A 19,831-nucleotide genomic window follows, 5' to 3' on the forward strand; every position below is an offset into this window, starting at 1 on the left:
AACAAATCTGCTTAAACTCATAGCGGTAAACATTTTCTGTACTGTTCATCACCTTTAATTCATTTACTTGAATCTGCTATGCATCTGAACTTGATGCTTATTATAAGAAAAGTTTACACCATATTTAACCAATATTTTAATGCCGATAATGATACTTATCGGCATTAAAGGTCAATGTGAAAAGGGGTTGTGTTCACAACTATTATTCCGTTATTCCGTGACTTTCTCAACCTATTTTGTAGGCTTTAATTATTAACATTAGTGTCATCATTAATAAAATACATTACCGATCATCTTTAATGTTAGCTTGTAAGGCATCAACCTGAAAAGTATGAAATAGTGGTTATCACTACATCAGTGAAACCTTGTAATTGATTCAACGGTCACACTTTAAATCGTAAGGTAAGCTTATTTATGGCTTATTTTAATGCTTTCTAAACTCAGCTTATTTGCGTGTCATAGTCAAACGATAACTCTCATTAATCGCTCAACACTGTGAGTGTTAACGTCATTGACTAGCTATATCGGTATAAAAAGGTTTAATAGCTTAAAATTCAGGCGGCGCTACGCGCATAAAACAAATCAATGCGGGTCTACCTAGGCTAGATTTCACGTAGCGACGCGTTGAAAATGTGTCCTGGCACTCAGTTGAGTGCCAACCGATTAACGTTCACTACAGTGTTGAGGGCAACAAATGCTGTTAAACGAAATTGATTAGAGGTGCTTTAGGCATTGCATACGTTCATAACTAGTCTGCGGTATTCAACAAATGTGACCTCAGCGGATAACTACCGAGCAGTGATTCAGTTAATGATTCATGGTACCAGACGATTATCAGTAGCATTGATCTATCTAAATGGGTCTATCTAAACGCTCAATACTCAATGTTACGTTGCTTGACAGTCTAAAGCGATAAAAAGCAGTTTCATTCTAGGACGTTATAGGACGCTACGATAATTATGTCTGGACGATGTTGATGTACATAAAAGCGCTAGCTATCGACCCATGATTCAAGGCATTGGTAATTAATCACCTTAATTGGAATGAGAGGAGTCTGAAATTGAGTGAAGCTTTCCACATCCGCACACCTCATTTAACATAATATACATTGTGCGCAGCTATGTGTGTGAGGATATAGAAGTGCCACTAATGATACTTATCGGCATTGGCGCGTCATTTCTCCTGCGCTCGTCGGCATTGCTTGTCATGCCTTAACGATGTCTAGATGGTTCGTCTGCTGTGACAATTTTCTGATAATTAGTCCAAAACATTTAAACTCAAGGCTGCCAAAGTTATTGACGGGGAAATTTAAACTATCGACTGGATACTCAATGGTTGGATATATATTTCGACACTACGGATGTCCGTAGTCATATTGCTAGAATATATCAACATTTTATCTGCGGTACTGAGTGCCATTTGGTGGTGTATTGTGGTGTGAGTAAGTCACGGCGCATTATCCATTTGGGTTGAATACCTTGAGCGGCAAGAAATACTGCATCGGTTCCATAACGTTGATTAATACCATCTAAGGTTTGCATGAGGGGTAAATTGGCTTTTGAGACAGTAAATAAATCGAGCTGACAGTATTTGTCACTGGTTAAATCAAGTAACCCTATGCCAATTTTGTAATACCGCACCCCTTCCCTAAATAACTTATGTGCCGCTTGGGTCATGGCTTTGGTTAGCTCAACGCTGCAATTGGTGGCACAAGGCAACTCGACTAAGGCTTTAAAGCCAGTGGTTTTAAATCCTGTGGGTTGGTCGTCATAGGGAGAGTTATTGGCAAATAGCAGCATGGTTTGACAACATAAGCCTTGCTTACGCGCTTTTGCTGCAGCAATGGCAACATGTTTACTTAAGGCTTGTAATAACGATGACTTATCGCAAATGCGTTGCCCCATACTTCTGGTGGAGAAGATCTGCTGCTTATCAGCTCGCGCTTCATCCCACACTTTACATACCTGGCCGTTGAGTTCTCGCACAGTGCGCTCAACCTCGATACCAAATTGTTTACGAGCGGCGCCTGGTGGCATAGTGGCAAGTTCATATGCGGTGGTTATTTGCATTAATTGCAGCCGTTTACTTAGCCGCCGTCCAATTCCCCATACATCACTCACTGCCAATTGCGTTAAAATGGCCACACGTTCCTGCTCGCTATCGATAACACAAACTCCTTGATAGCATTCAATTTTCTTTGCGGCATGATTAGCGATTTTCGCCAATGTCATGGTTTCGCCCATACCAACACAAACCGGTAAACGGGTTTCTTTCCAAACGGTACGGCGGATGAGTTGGCCTTGGGTTCGTAGGCATGGAATTGCCGGATAACTCTTTTTAAAGGAAAGAAATGATTCATCAATCGAATACACATGCTGCTCAGGAGCAAAACGGCCAATGATATTCATCATTTTATTGGATAAATCAGCATACAACTCATAGTTGGACGAGCAGGCAATGACCCCGCGCTGCTCACACAATGATTTCACTTTAAAATAAGGTACAAATTTTTGGATGCCGGCTTCTTTTGCCTGTCGATTTGCGGCAACAATACACCCATCGTTATTACTTAATACTACGATAGGTTTACCGCGCCAATCGGGACGAAAAACCTGCTCGGCACTGCAATAAAACGCGTTGGCATCGATTAAGGCAAACATAAAAACACCACCTTAATGATCCACCAGTTGTGGGCTTTGACGGTGACAACGAATCGATCGAGTGACAACGCCTTCGATATTAAAAATATCGTGCTCGTGAATGCTAATAGGTTGATAGTGTTGGTTACATGACAGCAACAAACGTCGCTGGATGTCGATGATTTTACAGACAAACTCACCATTAAAGTTGGCCACTATGACATCGCCACTGCGGGCGCATTCATGGCGGTCAACAATAATCACATCACCATCAAAAATGCCGACGCCTTGCATTGAATCCCCCTGTGCCAACCCGATGAAAGTCGCGTTGGGATGTACGATCAGTAGTTCATCTAAACTTAAGCCTAATTGGCAATACTCAGCCGCAGGGCTTTCGAATCCAGTAATGCCAGCACTGGCTGGAAAAGGAATAACGCGCATAGATAAGACCCAATAAAATATACTGTATATAAACACAGTTATTTTAGCAGCCAGGTACAAAGGCGCAAGTTTATTTATCAGCGGGGTTAAGTTTGACAACGAGTAATGTCATTCAGCAGGCTAATAAGTTATGCATGAGTTGTGTGTGGCGTGAAGATGACGCTATTTTTATCTGGATCATTCACTTAAGTATCACCTACTGGCATATTCTCTTTAAAGGATCCGCTATAAATCATAGGGAATAGATTATTTTTAGTATGAAAAATAATCAAACAAACCAATTTGTTAATAATATGGCCTTAATTGAGTAAATGACTGCTGTCATTTGTGTGACCGCTGTTTACACTGAAGTTAATATTTTCATATGAGATAGTTAGCGTATGCCAATCTCCCCTCTTACCAGTGCCGAACTTTACCTACCATCCCTGCTAAGCAGTTTAGATGCCAAAGTAAAATCGACTAAAAGCCTTAACCCGTTAGATAAAATCGTTGGCCAAGAGCGGGCCCAAAGTGCCGTTGAGTTTGCCATGTCGATGCAGGACAAAGGCTACAATATTTACGCCATCGGCCGTAATGGTTTGGGTAAGCGGACGATGGTAATGCGCTATTTAGACCGCTATGATCCTGGTCTGCATCATCCGCTTTATGACTGGTGTTATGTGGTTAATTTTGCTGACGCTCGCACACCCAAGGTGCTGCAACTGCCTCAGGGTAAAGGCGCCCAATTTAAAAAAGATATTGAAGAGTTGATGAAACGGCTTGTCAAAGCCCTACCCTTGGCATTCGATAACGAGATTTACTATACCCGGGCAGACAAATTAAAAGCACAGCTTGCCAGTAAACAAGAAGCGGCATTAAATAAGATCACTAAAGAGGCCGCGGCTAAACACATCAGCCTAAGTATTACCGCTCAGGGCGGCTATGAATTACTCGCCATGAATGGTGATGAGCCCCACTCTGAAGCCACATTTGCGGCATTAAGTCATAAACAGCAACAGACGCTTGAAAATAACATCAGTGAAATAGAATCAAAACTGCGTGAAGTGGTGCGTAAATTTACTGCTTGGGAAGAGCGTTATAGCGATCAACAACAAAAGCATGACGAACAAGTGGCCCAAGATGTCTTAGTGCATTTAATGGACCCGTTAAAGCTAAGCTATGCTGACTATCCCGTGATTAAAACCCACCTGCATGATATGCATAAGGATATTATCGATAATCTGGATATTTTCTTAGAGCAAAATGAAGAACAGGTTGCGCTTGCTTATGCGTCGATGCAGAAAAAAATGCCCCGCCGATATCAAGTGAATGTATTGGTTAATCAAGCCGATAAAACCATGCCTATCGTGGTGGAAGAGAGCCCTAATTATCATAATATTTTTGGTTACATCGAAAATGCGACCTTTAAAGGCACTATTTTTTCTGATTTCTCTTTGATCCGCCCAGGCAGCCTACATCGCGCCAATGGCGGGGTGTTGATGATCGATGCCATCAAGGTATTAGAGCAGCCCTATGTGTGGGATGGATTAAAGCGCGCACTGCGGTCACGCCAGTTAAGTTTAAGCTCGCTCGAGCGAGAGGTAACCTTGTCGGGGACCATTTCGCTTGATCCCGAGCCAGTGCCGCTTAATGTCAAAATTATCCTCTTTGGCGATTATCAAACCTACCAGTTATTACAACATTACGATCCTGAGTTTAAAGAGCTATTTAGAGTGACCGCCGATTTTGAAGACGAGATGCCTCGCACCGCACAATCTGAGGCGCTTTACGCCCAATTTATCTCCAGTATTGTCAGTGGTAATAAGATGCTGCATTGCGATCGAGGGGCTATAAAACGGGTTATTGAGTTTAGTGCGCGTCAGGCCGACTCAAAGTATAAATTATCCCTACATTCAGCCGACATTGCTAACCTATTACGTGAAGCTAATTACGTGGCAAAATCCAGCAACGCTAATATGATAAGGGTGAGCCATGTAGAGCAAGCTCTTTATAATCATGAGCTTAGAGTGTGCCGTTTAAAAGATAATGTGATGCAAAGTTTTATCGATGGCACCACTCTAATCGACACGGCCAATAAGGTTGTCGGTCAGATAAATGCGTTATCGGTTATTGCCACCTCGGATCATCAATTTGGGGTGCCTAATCGTATAACGGCCACCACAGCTTATGGTGAAGGTGCGGTATTTGATATTGAACGCAAGGTGGATCTTGGCGGCAGTATTCACTCAAAAGGGGTGATGATCTTAACCGCATACTTGGCAACCTTGTTTGGCCAAACCGATAAAATCCCCCTGTCGACTCACCTCACCTTCGAGCAAAATTACGGTGGCGTCGATGGCGACAGCGCATCGATGGCCGAGTTATGTGCTATTTTATCGGCGTTTTCGGCACTGCCATTAAGACAAGATATTGCGATAACAGGCTCGATGAATCAATTTGGCCATGCTCAGCCTATCGGTGGCGTCAATGAAAAAATCGAAGGCTTCTTTGATGTTTGTACCATAAAAGGACGCAGCGATAGCCAAGGGGTGATTATTCCACAGGCCAACGTGCAAAATTTAATGTTACGCGATGACATCGTCGCTGCGGTTAAGCAAGGCCGTTTCTCCATTTGGGCGATTAATCATGTTTCAGAAGCCATTGAATTACTCACAGGCATAGCTTGCGGCGAGCGGGACTTTGAGTTTGAAGATTATCCGCCGCAGACAGTGTTAGGTATAGCGGATAAACGCCTGCAAAAATTACGACAGCATGCGAAGCAACAAGCCAAAAAAGCCGACTAAGCCATAGGCCTTAACACGCGCCACAAAAAAAGCCGGCAACTGCCGGCTTTTTTACAACTTACTATCAATACAAGTTATCAATACAAGTTATCAATACAAGTTATCAATATAAGCAATACAAGTTATCAATATAAGGGAGTAGCTTATGCCAACGCATCTTGTAATGGCGGAACTACCTGCTTTTTACGGCTCAACACACCATCAAGCCAAACGCGGCCATTTTCGGTCGCTTTGCCATAGGCGCGGGTGGTGAGTTCGCTGTCATCAGACACCACCAACATTTCAGACCCTTCTTTCATGATATCGGTGAGCAACAACAGCACACTGTGACGGTTACCTTCCGCTTTTAAGGCGGCGATATCGGCTTCAAGATCGGCTTTGATGTCGTCAAATACTGACAAATCGATCACTTCAAGCTGACCAATACCGATGAGTTTGCCATTCATGTTGAAGTCTTTAAAGTCGCGCATCACCAGATCGCGTACTGGCGTGCCTTCGACCGCAGACTTCACCTTAAACATCTCCATGCCTAAGGCTTTGTAATCTTCAACACCGGCAATTTCAGCTAGCGCTTCAACACATTTTATGTCGGCAGTGGTGCACGTCGGAGATTTAAAGATCACAGTGTCACTTAAAATGGCACATAGCATGATGCCAGCGATATCTTTAGGAATTTCAACACCATAGAAATCGTACATCATCTTGATCACTGTGTTGCTGCAACCCACTGGGCGGATCCAGCACTCAAGCGGAGTCGATGTGGTTAAGTCACCCAGCTTGTGATGGTCGACAATACCCACAATAGTGGCTTGGTCAATATCGTCAGGCGCTTGGGTTAATTCAGAGTGGTCAACAATATACACTTCTTCGCCAGCATAACTTTCTTTAAACTCTGGCGCGTCAAAACCAAAACGCTCTAAAATAAAGGCTGTTTCTGGTGAAAGTTCACCAAGACGAGCTGCAATGGCCGCTTCGCCTATCTGATTTTTGAGGTAAGCCAGCGCAATTGCGCCGCAAATAGAATCTGAATCCGGGATCTTATGTCCCACAACGTACATTGGCATAATTAACTCTCGATGAAAATTTTTCGGCATTTTATCAAAGTCGACATCAATTTACAGTAGCTTAACGCGATAAAATAGTGGAATTGGCATTAACATTATTGGTCATTCAAATAGTGTACTCAGCCGCTGAGCCTAGCTTAGCCGATAAACGCTTATTTAAACGTCACCTAACACATAAAAGCCCGCCAATGCGGGCTTTATTATGATGTTTAATCAACTGAGAGGCTATTGCTGCTGAAGAAAACTCACCACACTGGCCTGCTCGCGCTGTTTTAACATCACACAGTTAGTAACCTGCTCATTGAGTTTAGCTAAACTGCGGCCATAACCGGCGACGTGTTCAACTTTTGGGGTGAAAAACACCTCAGCCCGCTCAAGTGGCGCCAGCTCACAACCGCTGGCAAGGTAGCCTGGTAAACGAGGTAGTGCAAACGGCGGTAATTTACTGGCAATCGCATCATAATGCGCATAAGCCCAATCACGAAAAGCTTGTTTGCGATCATCACGATACAGCTGCCCCGCATAAAGATAACTCAGATCCGGCGCGGTTATCGCCTCGCTCAGACTGTAAGCTAATATCTGTTGCTGCAACTTACCCGCAGGCGCATAACCTAAGGCATACAACAGATGGGTGCGTTGTTGAGCATCTTTAGTGGTTTCAAACTGACGCTGCATCTGCTCAAGCAAGGTGTCGTCGCCATTAAACGCGGCTATCTGCAGATAAGTACCAATCAAGTAGGGATCAGCCGCATCGCTTTGCGCTAAATACGCCTGTGTCTGTTTGGTTGCTGTTGCAATGACATTGGGATCTTGTCCCTCAAACCCTAGCAGCGCGATCAGTGTTGGGCGCAGTTTACTGATCTGCGGATCTTCGCCATCGACGGTCGATAAACCGTAACGCTTGACCGCTAACTGAGCTCTGGCGGTCACAAACTTGGCCCATAACTCACGATTACTGGCATCTATAAAGGTCTGTTTTTGTGCCTGCAACAGCCCTAATGCACTGGCGACCACCTGTGGATGCTGATCATCGACAAATTCACCGATAATATTGAGCAGTGCGCCGCCATCAATAAAGCCTGCATCAAGCAGTGCATCGGCGCCCGACAGCAACGCGAGTCGCTCACGTGGATTGAGTGTCGTTTTGGCTGTGGCTAATAATGCACTCAGTTGTGGTTCTGGCAGTAACCAACGGTAATAGCCCATGCCATCGGCATCGGGGAAAACCCAAGTGGGGGCAAAGGGCAATGTAAAGGTTTGACTTGGCTTATCAAGCAGTAAGGTTTGTTGCTGACTCTGTTTCGCATCGCCAAATTTAAGCGACACTGGCACTGTCCAGGTTTGCGCTGGAGCTTGCGTCCCTGCGCTCACAAAGCGCTGCTGAGATAAGGTTAATTGATCACCATTAAGACTGACTTTCACTAGCGGGTAAGATGATTGCTCGATAAAAGTGCGCAGCACTTGGGGCACATCTTTACCAGAGGCTTTCGCCAGCGCGTTCCACAGATCATCGGCGGTGGTATTTTTATAAGCATGATCTTGAATATATTGACGAATACCCGCCTTAAAGGCACTTTCCCCAATCCAGTTTTCAACCATGGCAAGCACAGCTTCCCCTTTGCTATAGGCTAAACCTAGGCCATCCATAATATCGGCTTCATTATTAATCGGCTTACGGATCGGCTTAGTCGATAAACGCGCATCTAGGCTCATGACGCGGTTTTTGGGCAAACGTAAGTTTGACTCAAACTCTGGGTGAGTCTGATGGGTAATTTTAGCGGCCATCCAGCTGGCAAAGGCTTCGTTTAACCATAAATCATTCCACCACGCCATGGTCACTAAGTTGCCATACCATTGATGGGCTAGCTCATGAGCAACAATGGATACCGTACGTTGACGGGCACTTTGGGTGGCGCTGGCATCATCGAGCAATAAAATATCTTCACGGTAAGTGACTAACCCGGCATTTTCCATGGCGCCAAAAGGAAACTCAGGTACGGCGACAGAGTCCAGCTTTGCAAAAGGATAATCAACACCAAAGTAGTCCTCCAATGCCCCTAATACGATAGGCATCTGCTCGGCGGCATATTTGGCTGAGGCAATTTTACCTTTAGTGGTGATCACCCGGCCAGGGACACTCATGCCCTTCACTTCTATCTCTTCAAATTGCCCCACCGCAAACGCCACCAGATAAGAGGAGATGGTCTGCGTTGGCGCAAAGGTATGTATGGTCATGCCATCTTGCTGCTGCGTGTCGACCTCGGGTGTATTGCTATACACCTTTTCGCGACTAGGAGCGCTAATGGTGAGCTGAAATGGGATTTTATACTCAGGCTCATCGAATAGCGGAAATGCACGGCGTGCATCACTCATCTCAAATTGGGTAAACAGATAAGGTAAGTCGCCATCGATAGTCTTATATAAGCCGACCGATTGCCGATTATAGGGGGCGGTAAAATCGAGCGACAAGGTGTATTCACCAGGGGTAATAGTATGCGGGCAGCTGAGTTTCACTATGCCAGTGTCGAGCATGGTGGCCGACATTTCACAGGGCTTATCGCCACTCAAGGTCACATTACTGGTAGTGTAGGCCAGCCCATTGATGTCGAGCACCTTGGTGGCGTTGAGCACGTTAAGGGAGATTTGGGTCGAACCTGAAAAATCATCGCGGGCCGGATCCAGTGACAACTGCACCGCTTGAGAGATAGGTTTAGCGACTTTACTTAATACAAATTCATTGGCACTTAGGCTAGTGCAACTGAGCAACGCTACGGTCACGAGTCCGCCGTTAACGATACGGTACATGAAATCTCCTTTTTAGAAATAGAGTGATGATTAGGTGGTATCGTCGTTCACTGCACAGGCTGATATTTATGTTATACGGTTAAATATCAGTAGGTTATAAAATTACGACTGACCATTTACATTGATAATTGTTAATTAATCTCTGCTGCTGGCTATGCTGCTTTAAACCGCGAGGCAATATAGGCTGTGGCAAATTTGTAGCGAATGTTAACAAATGTGCGCTTAGCATAGCTAGCAGACGACACATCTACTTACTAAAAGGGTAATGTCACATGCTGTGGATGTACGCCGCTGAACCACGCTTTACTCAGTGTGCGACTAGGCATGCGACAATCATATCGGCTAATGTCGTTACGTTGACAATGCCAGCCTAACGAACTGGTTTTTGGTAATACACAACGGGCACCTCACCGGTAGGCGTTGGGTAAGGGGCGACTTTTTGATAGGTCATGCCCAGTTTTTGCATGATGTTAATCGAGGCTATGTTGTCTTTATCGGCCACGGCAGAGATGTGGCTAACCCGGGGTTGCAAGATTATGGCATCACTCACAGCGCAGGCCGCTTCAGTGGCGTAACCCTTGCCCCAAGTACACTTTTTAAAGCGCCAACCGAGTTCAATATCATGGTACTTGGGCTTATCGCTAAAAAAATCCATAGGACGCACTAAAATCCAGCCAATAAAGGTCGATGGTAAGGTCGCATTGTCACTTAATGTCGTGACCTTCCATATGCCCCAACCTTGTTCTGGATTGGTATAAGCATTAAGCCGTGGCAGTATGATATTAGTTATCTCGTCCATGGTGCTAGGCTTACCGCCGTTAATGTAACGCATCACCTCTGGGTCTTGATCCAGCTCAAACAGCAACTGGGCATCATCTTGGGTCAGCATCTCAAAACGTAATCTGGGGCTATTGGCGATGTTCATATGTGGCTCCTTATCCATATTTTATTGAATCGACTGCCATTTCATGGCTACACATAATAGCCTTAAACTTAGCCAACACCCAAAGGTAAGTTAATGAAAAATAGTTAAAACTGATTTATGCTGGGTCCGTTAAGCGATACGTTAAGTGCCAGCTAAGTGCCAATCAATGAAAAGTAGGAGTCAATAAATGGAGCGATATTTTAGCGTCACGTTTAGGATTGCCAATAGGATTCGCACTAAACACTACAAAACGGAGCAAAGCGCGATGCGCGGCATTGGCAAGTGGTTGGTTAAACATCAAGATGAACGCGATATCAACGCCTCATTTTTCAGTGACACCCAAGGTCACTTAAGTTTTGACGCTCCTTTTGAAGCATCACCATTAAGCGACAGCGTCGATTTTTATAAAAGCAAAGCCTGGCTAAAGCTGCGTTTAGAGGCCTTAGAACGCTATGGCCGCCGCTGCGTATCTTGTGGAGCATCGGTGCAAACGGGCGCGGTACTGCATGTTGACCACATCAAACCCAGATCGCGTTATCCGGAACTGGCGCTGGATATCAACAATCTACAGATTTTGTGCGAAGCATGTAACCTAGGCAAGATGGCATCGATGGAGCAAGATTGGCGGTAAGTGATATTGATGTTAGATAATAAGGGGGCGCACATCCATGTGCAGCTCTGTTGGGAGATAACAGAAAGAGTGATTTATCCGTTAGAAGTCGTAACGCAGACCTAAACTCACAATGGTGTCGTCAAAGTCTGAGTATTGTTTAACATCAAACTGGCCGATTTCGGTGTGAATACGTGTCGATTTAGCTAAGCGGTACTCAGCGCCAACAGCCCACTGGCTGACTTCAGGCACAGCTACTGCCGCGTTACCAAGTGCATCATAAACGCGATGCGCAATCTTACCCGTACCCGAATCATCATTACCGTATTGCGCTTTTAGCAATAGTTGGTCAATTTGATACGTGGCGCTGACGATAAAGCCGAAGCCATCACGATCTTCATAATGCGGTTTGTTCGGATTCATCAACTCAGTTTGTTGCATTATGGTGCCAAGCTTTAATTTATCGAGCTTGATATGGCCAACAACGCGCGTTGCTTTAATATCTTCGATACCGTCAGAGTAACCCGCGTTCAGGTAGACGTTACCGCTCTTAAAGAACTTATCACCATAGGTCACTGCCACTTGATAGTTAGGGTTGTCTTTGCGAACATCGGATTCGGCAAAGTAGTTGTCTTCCATCAAATAGCTAGCGCCTAGCTGTAACTTGTTCCATTTAGGGCTCTTATACTCGAATGAATCGCCATGGCGTTTGTCACCCGGCATAAGACGATCGTGCTTTAGGCTGTAATTATCAAATGCATCGGCAAAGCCTTTGCCCATCTTAAATACAGAGTCGATACGACCTACCGCAAGTGCGCCTAAACTGTCGTGCTTAATACCGATAAACGTCGGACGTGCAGAGAACGGATTGTTTGACTTGCTTTGTGATGCGCCGTTAACGCCCACTTCAACCTTATAAAAGATTGACCAGTCTGGATTAAGCGCCGTTTCGCCTTTAACCCCAAGACGGCTGAAGTTGTTTTCTAAAATAGTGCCACTTTTACCGTCGTGAGTTGCGCTACCCGAATCTGAGTTAGTCACTGAATAGTCTAAACGACCATAAAAATTAACCGTATCATCAGCAAACAGCTGTGGTGACATAAGTAGACTGGTGGCTAATAAAGAAAGCGTAAATGTTTTCATAATCATCATCTCTTATATTTGTATAAAGGGGTTATTTAGTCGCAGGACGTTTGTGTTCCACAATCACACCATCGGCGCGCATCTGCTTATACAGAATATCGGCATGCTTTAGGTACAGATCCCATGAACTTGAACGCTTAGTGAAACCGGTTGCCGCGTAGCTACCGCTGTCACCTGTTGCAGGTAAATCATTGATGTCAAATAGTGATCCACCAGCCTTAAGATGTTCGTTAAGTGCATCAAACATCACGTTAAAGCCGATGCGTGCAGGCTCAACATAATTGATAGAGTCATACTTTGATTGACGATAATATTTTTTCATTGAGGCATCTGCTATCTGCGCTTTTTCATCAGCGAAGATCTCATCAAACTGCGCCTTAGCGATCTGTTTGGTGTCGGTATCAACCACGACACGCAACATGCCAGTGATCCCGGTTCATTTACCTTTGCTGTCTAGCACTTTTTCGGCGTGTTGATAGAACTTGTAATGGGTACCTTGAGTTTGGATTTGATCATAAATTTTGGCTGTTAATGGGATCATCGATTGCTGAATACTGTTTGATGCACCCGCAACAATATCGATACCTAGGTAGCGTAAACGGTTTGGCTCTTTTAGCTTGTTAGCCAATTTAGGATCGTGATTTGGGTTAGGTTCGAAGATGAGTTGGTCTTTCTCCATCATCAACTTTTCCATGGTCAGTGCTGATTGCACCCACGCCGTGCCTTTTTTCTTACCCATAGTGAAGTTGTATTCAGACATACGCTTAGGTACATCTTGGTATAAACGGGTGTAGTAGTTAGGGCGGCCGCTCTCGTTAAACTCGGCTAAAATAACGTCATCTTTGTTGGCGCTGTTAGTGACGACGGTCATGCTGCCTTTATGGCCCTGACGGAAACGTGCTTCCTCATAGTAATAGTCACCAGAGATCAAGCCCAATTGTGGTTGAATCGACCATTTCAATTTAAAGTCATCGTCACCTGAGGCTTCTTTTGAACCAACAGCCACATATTCAGGTTGAATACCGTTAGCACGTGGTAGTTTATTAACTGCTTTTAAAATACCGTTTGATGAATAAGTGGCACCTGAAACTGCATCGATACCTTCATGACCGTTGTTTTTAAGGACTTTTGCCAATAAACGCTCGGCATTAAGAAATAATGATTCTGTTTCATTATGAGACTGGGTTTTAATATCGACAATATTGCCCTGCTCCACTTTGACTTCGAGTACGATTTGACTTTTTTTACCTTTGGCTTGTACTTGATGCACGCCATCAACATATTTACCTGGCGCAACTTGAGTGGCACAACCGACAGTCGTTAAGCTAGCAAGCGTAATAGCGGTGAAAATAAGGCTTTGTTTAAAACGTTTATGAGTGGTCATCTTTTGATTGCCCTTTTTATTTAATCATTGGCTATCAGCATAAACCGACCAGATATTTCGACAATTGCGGAAAACCGCAGGTTTGCAACTTAACGTTAATAACTTTGAACAAGGTAACATTTCTCGCGAATATAATAGGTAGCACCACTAATTTAGTGCTACTTCTTATAGCAGGCAATTAATCAATAAAGATGCATTATGAAATATTCACTCCCCACATTATTCGCTTCGGCGGTTATTTTATGTAGCAGTGCTGCTGCGTTAGCAAATGATGTTAACGCGGCAAAACTGTTACCTAGCGATAAATATTCGCCCGAGACACTAACGCAATTTTATCAATGTGAAGCTAACGGTTTAATCAGTTTTGATGACAAGGTCGCGACACTCAACACGGTTAAGTATTTTGGCACCTCGGTCACTATCAATCTGTACAATATAGATAGTGTGCAAGCAAAAACAGCGCTGTGTAACGCATTGGCCGTGATCCAGGAGTACCACTATCTGGCATCCAATTACAGCACCTATCCCCATGTAACCAATATCAAAACCATTAATGAGTCTCCCAGTAAAACCCATAGTATCGATCCGCAGCTGACCGCGCTTATCGCATCAGGTATCGATTGGTATAAGCAAAGCAATGGCTATTTTAATATTGCCCTGTCGCCGGTGATCGACCTGTGGCGCAATCATCGTTTTGCCTGCATTAAGGCTAATAATGATCCCAGCCAGTGCAGTATTCCGACACCTGTAGAATTAACTGCTGCAGCCAAATTGACTCACATAGAAGCGATACAACTCGATAGGCAAGCCAATACCATTCGCTTACAAGATGGCATGAGTATCGATTTAGGCGGTATCGCCAAAGGCTGGATGGCCGAAAAGGTGTATGACCAATTAAAAACCGACGGTGCACAGCAGTTTATGATCAATGCAGGCGGTAACATTCGTCACTTTGGTCTGCATCCTGAGGGGCGTCAGTTTGTCACTGCGATTGAAGATCCGCTATGTAAAAAAAGTGACTATCAATTGCCTAAATGCGCCACCTTTGAGGGACAGTTCCATGAAGTAGTGACAGGTCAAGACTTGACTATCGTCAGTAGCGGTAATTACTTACGTTACTTTGAGGTGAAGGGACAGCAATATCATCACTTAATAGACCCAACGACTCTTTACCCTAAACCTAATGGCATAGCGACGACTGTGGTCTTAAATAATCAACAGATTTATGCTGATGTGATCTCAACTATGTTATTTTTAATGCCGCGAGATAAAGCGCTAGATTTTGTGAATCAGCATGATTATGTTGAGGCCATTTGGTATTTAAACGAACAAGGCGATAAAGTTGAATCTAACCGTTTTAACCAATTTAGGTTGAGCCCTAAAAATGAGAACTAGATCTCAAATCACTCTAAATTTGCAATGCAACTTGAGTTAGTAATGGGATCGAAATCATAAAGCCAATTTAATAGATTAAGTTGGCTTTATTTTTTAAATCAAAAAACGCATTGACCATATTTAACAATAAGTGAAGTTTTCATTTATTATCCGCCATTGAGTTTAAATGAAACAACCTTGTAGTTAATTGAATAAATCATCCAGATAAATTAATAAAAGCAACCAATCAAAAGCCAACTAAAGCAATAAGCCTATAAACTAATTACTTTATTGCCCATAATAAGTGTGACATGTAAATTAGACTGGGCTAAATATGACGCAATCATATGGCTTAACATGCCAATTCTATTTTACGGAGCCATGCATGGGTGCGTATTAACTTAGTGCTTATCAAGGTGAATGCTAGCAATAATTTTGCTGTGTTTATCAGCCAGTGTTGTCATCTTCGTTTTAAACTTGTCCATTAGCCGCTTTGATCACTTTGAGTGATGATTTTACCCAAGTTTAACGTCAAAATAAGACCATTTGCAGCAAAGCGCCCTTTATAGTTAGGGCTCCTTACAGCTGAGGACTCCTTCCCCTTTACCGTTAAGCACGCTTTACTGATGAGTTCGCGATACGGGTAAGTCCCAGTAGCCCTTGTGAGCCAGATCACCTCCTGTAATTAAGCAATTAAGAAAATAGCTCAAAGTAAGTCATAATGCTGACTATGATATTTGCTATTGGCCTTTGAAATGAGTTTGCGCACGCAAAATCCACTTTTCCCGCAATCAACCCACATTAACTTCAGAGCTATGTTTAGGACAATGCTCAAGAGCATCATCCTACTACTGGTGATGACCATGGGGAGGGCTTATGGCGCAGACGACATCACCATAATAACCGCTCAAGGTACACAAGGTGGCGTTGTTAATAACAGTAAAGTAACCCGCAATCGCCCCTTAACTGTGGGTGCGCTGGCTTTTTCTGCGCCAGAGGTGGTCTACCAACGCTGGGCGCCGACCTTAGCACGGGTGAGCAAAGAAACTGGGCTGCCACTGACATTAGTGCCACTCACGCCCGATCAGCTGGTCGCAAGAGTCGCCAATAATGAGCTCGATTTCATTATTGGTAACGCGCTCATTACTGTAGCATTTAAAAAAGATTATGGCGTAAGCCACCTACTAACCTTAGTCCCTCACACTCGAGTAACGCCAGAACATGCCATAGGCTCAGCCTTAATCGCTAAAAAAGATCTTAATATCAATAGTCTTAACGATCTTAAACAGCTTAGGGTTATCTCAACAGATCCCAACGCCTTTGGCGGCTTTCAAATTATTGCCGGAGAAATGGTTGAACAAGGTATTGCACCGCTTAGTGATCTTAAGCAATTAGACTTTGTTGGTTTTCCTCAAGATAAACTGCTCAACTATATTATTGAAGATCGTGCCGATGTAGCCATTTTGCCCAGTTGCGTGTTAGAAACCGCCATTAACAAGGCGGCGATTTCGGCCGATAAACTGCACGTTTTATTACCCCAGCTGCACAGCGACTTTCAATGTCAGGTATCAAGCAAACTTTACCCCTCGTACGCGTTTTCTAAACTGGGGCACACAGATCATCGTGTTGCGACGCAGGTGGTACGCGCCCTATTGGCTATCGAGGCAGACGATAGTGAAGCTATTAACGGGCGTTACCAATATTGGTCGGCGCCAGTGCAAGACAATCACGTATTTGCCTTACTCGAACATCTAGATCGCTGGCCCTTTGTCACCAACTGGCAGCGACTGGTTGCCGATATAACGCCTTGGGCCATGCTCACCGGCTTAGTGTTACTTTTGGGATACTTACACCACCTGCGAGTGAAACGATTAGTGGTGAAGCGCACTCAGGCCCTAAGCGATGAAATGGCGCAGCACAAAAACACCCAAAAGGCGTTATTTGAACAACAAAAACAATTTTATAAGGCGCAGCGAGTGCTATTAACCGGTGAAATGGCTTCAGGTATCGCCCATGAACTCAATCAACCGCTCGCTGGGATCCGTTATCTCACCCAAGGGTGTATTTATCGTCTTGGAGACGGTCATGATGAGTTAAAATCGGCCCTCACCAAAGCGATCCAACAAGTGGACCGAGCGCAAAACACCATCAAACGCTTTCGCCAGTTTTGCCACCAGCCCAGTGTGCTACAAGATTGTGACTTGCAAGAGCTTATCCAAGATACCCTTAATTTAATGCAACCAGACTTTAATCGAATGAAGCTGCAACCCCAATTGACCTTAATGCCACTTACCGTGTGTATTGACGTGAGTTTGATGCAGCAAGTACTGGTTAACTTGCTGCGCAATGCGCTTGATGCCATGGAAACCATAGAGCAACCGCAACTGGCGATGTTAATCTGCCAAACTGAACAAGACGCGCACATCGCTATTACCGATAATGGCACAGGGTTAAGCGAAGCGGCGCAGCAGCGACTATTCTTCCCTTTTGAAACGTCAAAAGTGCATGGGCTCGGGTTAGGCATGGTGGTATGTAAACGCATTATCGAAGAACACGGAGGAAAAATCCGCGCCATGAACAATCGCGAACTCAATACCAGCGACGCTCCCTGGGCAACCCTACACCCACGTGGTGTAACCATACTCGTGACTCTTCCACTGAAGGCAAAGACAGATGTGTAAATTGTATTTGGTCGACGATGACCAAGATGTATTGGACTCTTTGAGCTGGATGCTCGACGCACTGGGTCATCAAACCCAGTGTTTTCTCTCCGGAGAGGCGTTTCTTGCCCAGGTTGATTTACAGCAGCCCGGCATTGCCATATTAGATATTCAAATGCCCAGCATCGATGGTATTGAGTTATTAGACAAGATAAAATCTACCCTCAGCCCGATTGCCGTCATTATGCTCACAGGCCATGGCACCATCAATATGGCGGTGCAATCGATTCAAAAAGGGGCGCTCGATTTTCTAGAAAAGCCAGTCGATGGCGATAAACTCCACAGCTTAATCAAGCTGGCGGAGCACGATACCGCTAGCCGCTATGCCCAGCGTACCCAACAAGCGAGCGTGAGCGAGCGCATCGACAGCTTAACGCCACGCGAGCGGCAAGTGATGTATAAAGTATTAGAAGGTAAACTCAATAAGGTGATCGCCAATGAACTTGATATCGCCCAGCGCACCATTGAATTACATCGACAAAAAGTGATGCAAAAGATGCAAGTTAGCAATATTGCAGAATTGGCGTATCTGATGGCGAAAAGTGATGCCGACATCAACGTACCGCGCTCATCACCTAAATAGGAAAGCTGCATGAATGTAAAACGGGTTATAGCCGCTAACAGCATCGCGCTTATTATCATGTCTATGTCTACATCGACTTGCGCCCAGACATCACCCGCTAGACTCTCGACTTATGACGCGAGCAATACAGCAAAAACCTCAGAATACCAAAATGTGGCGGAGAGCTTTAACCACCAATTTCACCGAGAATTAAAAAATAATAAGGTGCCTGGCGGCGCAATGGTTGTCGTGCAAGGTGATGAGATTATCACCCTCACAACCTTTGGCAAGCGCAGTAAAGACAGCAATGAAAAGGTTAATGCCGATACCGTGTTTCGCCTCGCCTCGATATCAAAAACCTTTGCCGGCACCCTTGCCAGCTTATTGGTGCATGAACACGATCTTAGCTGGCAACAACCAATAGTCACTTACGTGCCCGAGTTTCGCTTATCTGATCCCAAGCAAAGCCAGCAAATCACCCTAGGTCATATCGTGGGCCAAAGCAGCGGTCTCATGCCTAACAGCTACGACAACTTGATCAATGCCAACGTACAATTGGATAATGTGATCCGTCAATTTACTAAACTAACGCCCATCTGCAATCCCGGCGTGTGTTATAGCTATCAAAATGTTGCCTTCTCATTTATTCAGCAGGCTATCGAACAAGAAAGCGGTCAACCCTATGATGAGCTGATTAACCAACGACTATTTGTCCCTTTAGCAATGGACACGGCCTCAGTCGGCTTTGCGGCGTTTAATCATGCCAGCAATCGCGCCGAGCCACATATTAAAACCCGAAGCGGTTTTAAGCGCGTCAAGGTTAAACCTAATTATTATCAGTTAGCCCCCGCCGCAGGGGTTAATGCCAGCATCACAGATATCAGCAAATGGCTTATTGCCAATATGGGTTATCGGCCCGATGTGGCCCCCAACGAGTGCTTGAAGATGTAACCACACCAGGTGTACGCACCACCAAAGAACTTAGGCGACGAGATTGGCGACCTTACCTTGATGACGCCCACTATGGTAAAGGGTGGCGAGTCTATCAATTTGAAGGTCAAACGTTGATATATCATGCAGGTTGGGTAGCGGGTTATGTGGCAGAAATTGCCTATTCGCCAGAGCTTAAGCTGGGGATGGCCATTTTACTTAATGGCGAATCGAGAGTAGTGAGCGAGCTTAGCGCGCAATTTTGGCATCAAGTATTTAGCCTTCATAACCATAACAGGCTCAATTGATAGGTAAGCTAATAGCGTTAGATGACAATAACTGAGTCGTTTCTCTCAATGAAGGGCTATACCAAGCAAGAATAATGGATTAATAAACAGATAAAAAAAGGAAGGCACGTGGAGGAGTGCCTTCCGAAGGTGATGGACAAACT

The 19,831-nt window shown here is 44.6% G+C and carries 15 protein-coding genes; 7 read left to right on the plus strand and 8 right to left on the minus strand.

The window, feature by feature from the left end:
* Nucleotides 1-1,388: 1,388 nt before the first annotated feature.
* Together AC0VXX_RS09130 and AC0VXX_RS09135 are read right to left on the minus strand one after the other, a co-directional pair.
* Nucleotides 1,389-2,660 (minus strand): Y-family DNA polymerase, encoded by a 1,272-nt coding sequence (locus tag AC0VXX_RS09130; RefSeq protein ID WP_475516859.1) that lies wholly within the window; start codon nt 2,658-2,660, stop codon nt 1,389-1,391.
* Between the two features lie 12 nt (nt 2,661-2,672).
* Nucleotides 2,673-3,080, minus strand: coding sequence for a LexA family protein (locus AC0VXX_RS09135; RefSeq protein ID WP_475516860.1), 408 nt, complete (start codon nt 3,078-3,080; stop codon nt 2,673-2,675).
* 380 nt (nt 3,081-3,460) lie between these two features.
* On the opposite strand from AC0VXX_RS09135, the gene AC0VXX_RS09140 reads away from it, so the two are divergent.
* On the plus strand, nt 3,461-5,863 hold the full coding sequence (locus tag AC0VXX_RS09140; protein ID WP_475516861.1) for a Lon protease family protein: 2,403 nt from the start codon (nt 3,461-3,463) through the stop codon (nt 5,861-5,863).
* A 143-nt stretch (nt 5,864-6,006) separates the two neighbouring features.
* Here AC0VXX_RS09140 and AC0VXX_RS09145 read toward each other — a convergent pair whose 3' ends face one another.
* From AC0VXX_RS09145 to AC0VXX_RS09155, 3 genes are all read right to left on the minus strand, one after another.
* Nucleotides 6,007-6,927 carry a manganese-dependent inorganic pyrophosphatase gene (locus tag AC0VXX_RS09145; protein ID WP_110457849.1) on the minus strand — a complete coding sequence of 307 codons (921 nt, stop codon included), beginning with the start codon at nt 6,925-6,927 and terminating at the stop codon, nt 6,007-6,009.
* A 225-nt stretch (nt 6,928-7,152) separates the two neighbouring features.
* Complete coding sequence (locus AC0VXX_RS09150; protein ID WP_475516862.1) at nt 7,153-9,732, minus strand: M1 family metallopeptidase; 2,580 nt, start codon at nt 9,730-9,732, stop codon at nt 7,153-7,155.
* Nucleotides 9,733-10,102: 370 nt separating this feature from the next.
* On the minus strand, nt 10,103-10,657 hold the full coding sequence (locus tag AC0VXX_RS09155; protein ID WP_475516863.1) for a GNAT family N-acetyltransferase: 555 nt from the start codon (nt 10,655-10,657) through the stop codon (nt 10,103-10,105).
* A 187-nt stretch (nt 10,658-10,844) separates the two neighbouring features.
* Between AC0VXX_RS09155 and AC0VXX_RS09160 the strand changes: the two genes are divergently transcribed.
* Nucleotides 10,845-11,288, plus strand: coding sequence for an HNH endonuclease (locus AC0VXX_RS09160; RefSeq protein WP_475516864.1), 444 nt, complete (start codon nt 10,845-10,847; stop codon nt 11,286-11,288).
* A gap of 81 nt (nt 11,289-11,369) precedes the next feature.
* Here AC0VXX_RS09160 and AC0VXX_RS09165 read toward each other — a convergent pair whose 3' ends face one another.
* From AC0VXX_RS09165 to AC0VXX_RS09175, 3 genes are read right to left on the minus strand one after another with little or no spacing between them, the layout of a single operon-like run.
* A complete protein-coding gene (locus tag AC0VXX_RS09165) occupies nt 11,370-12,410 on the minus strand; it encodes a porin (protein WP_475516865.1) in 1,041 nt (346 codons plus the stop codon).
* Between the two features lie 31 nt (nt 12,411-12,441).
* Nucleotides 12,442-12,831, minus strand: coding sequence for a hypothetical protein (locus AC0VXX_RS09170; RefSeq protein ID WP_475516866.1), 390 nt, complete (start codon nt 12,829-12,831; stop codon nt 12,442-12,444).
* A 15-nt stretch (nt 12,832-12,846) separates the two neighbouring features.
* On the minus strand, nt 12,847-13,794 hold the full coding sequence (locus AC0VXX_RS09175) for an FMN-binding protein (protein WP_475516867.1): 948 nt from the start codon (nt 13,792-13,794) through the stop codon (nt 12,847-12,849).
* Between the two features lie 198 nt (nt 13,795-13,992).
* Between AC0VXX_RS09175 and AC0VXX_RS09180 the strand changes: the two genes are divergently transcribed.
* The 5 genes from AC0VXX_RS09180 (at nt 13,993) to AC0VXX_RS09200 (ending at nt 19,688) form a co-directional block, all read left to right on the plus strand.
* Nucleotides 13,993-15,189 (plus strand): FAD:protein FMN transferase, encoded by a 1,197-nt coding sequence (locus tag AC0VXX_RS09180; protein WP_475516868.1) that lies wholly within the window; start codon nt 13,993-13,995, stop codon nt 15,187-15,189.
* An 806-nt stretch (nt 15,190-15,995) separates the two neighbouring features.
* Entirely contained in the window at nt 15,996-17,849 is a 1,854-nt protein-coding gene (locus AC0VXX_RS09185) for a sensor histidine kinase (RefSeq protein WP_475516869.1), read from the plus strand.
* Nucleotides 17,842-18,471: a response regulator transcription factor gene (locus AC0VXX_RS09190; RefSeq protein WP_475516870.1), complete on the plus strand. Its 630-nt coding sequence runs from the start codon at nt 17,842-17,844 to the stop codon at nt 18,469-18,471. Before AC0VXX_RS09185 ends, AC0VXX_RS09190 begins: the two co-directional genes overlap by 8 nt.
* Nucleotides 18,472-18,480: 9 nt before the next feature.
* The gene (locus AC0VXX_RS09195) at nt 18,481-19,401 is read left to right on the plus strand and encodes a serine hydrolase domain-containing protein (protein WP_475516871.1); all 921 of its coding nucleotides are present in this window, start codon (nt 18,481-18,483) and stop codon (nt 19,399-19,401) included.
* Nucleotides 19,386-19,688 carry a serine hydrolase gene (locus tag AC0VXX_RS09200; protein WP_475516872.1) on the plus strand — a complete coding sequence of 101 codons (303 nt, stop codon included), beginning with the start codon at nt 19,386-19,388 and terminating at the stop codon, nt 19,686-19,688. The genes AC0VXX_RS09195 and AC0VXX_RS09200 overlap by 16 nt, the downstream gene beginning before the upstream one ends.
* Nucleotides 19,689-19,831: the final 143 nt, after the last annotated feature.

The organism is Shewanella sp. QJM3NY_23 (assembly GCF_056173105.1).

Excerpts from the sequence above, each read along its gene's own strand:
- AC0VXX_RS09180 (WP_475516868.1), top strand. The coding sequence starts at position 13,993 with ATGAAATATTCACTCCCCACATTATTCGCTTCGGCGGTTATTTTATGT.
- AC0VXX_RS09135 (WP_475516860.1), bottom strand. The coding sequence starts at position 3,080 with ATGCGCGTTATTCCTTTTCCAGCCAGTGCTGGCATTACTGGATTCGAA.
- AC0VXX_RS09170 (WP_475516866.1), bottom strand. The coding sequence starts at position 12,831 with ATGTTGCGTGTCGTGGTTGATACCGACACCAAACAGATCGCTAAGGCG.
- AC0VXX_RS09195 (WP_475516871.1), top strand. The coding sequence starts at position 18,481 with ATGAATGTAAAACGGGTTATAGCCGCTAACAGCATCGCGCTTATTATC.
- AC0VXX_RS09150 (WP_475516862.1), bottom strand. The coding sequence starts at position 9,732 with ATGTACCGTATCGTTAACGGCGGACTCGTGACCGTAGCGTTGCTCAGT.
- AC0VXX_RS09160 (WP_475516864.1), top strand. The coding sequence starts at position 10,845 with ATGGAGCGATATTTTAGCGTCACGTTTAGGATTGCCAATAGGATTCGC.
- AC0VXX_RS09185 (WP_475516869.1), top strand. The coding sequence starts at position 15,996 with ATGCTCAAGAGCATCATCCTACTACTGGTGATGACCATGGGGAGGGCT.
- AC0VXX_RS09175 (WP_475516867.1), bottom strand. The coding sequence starts at position 13,794 with ATGACCACTCATAAACGTTTTAAACAAAGCCTTATTTTCACCGCTATT.
- AC0VXX_RS09140 (WP_475516861.1), top strand. The coding sequence starts at position 3,461 with ATGCCAATCTCCCCTCTTACCAGTGCCGAACTTTACCTACCATCCCTG.
- AC0VXX_RS09130 (WP_475516859.1), bottom strand. The coding sequence starts at position 2,660 with ATGTTTGCCTTAATCGATGCCAACGCGTTTTATTGCAGTGCCGAGCAG.
- AC0VXX_RS09190 (WP_475516870.1), top strand. The coding sequence starts at position 17,842 with ATGTGTAAATTGTATTTGGTCGACGATGACCAAGATGTATTGGACTCT.
- AC0VXX_RS09165 (WP_475516865.1), bottom strand. The coding sequence starts at position 12,410 with ATGAAAACATTTACGCTTTCTTTATTAGCCACCAGTCTACTTATGTCA.
- AC0VXX_RS09155 (WP_475516863.1), bottom strand. The coding sequence starts at position 10,657 with ATGAACATCGCCAATAGCCCCAGATTACGTTTTGAGATGCTGACCCAA.
- AC0VXX_RS09145 (WP_110457849.1), bottom strand. The coding sequence starts at position 6,927 with ATGCCAATGTACGTTGTGGGACATAAGATCCCGGATTCAGATTCTATT.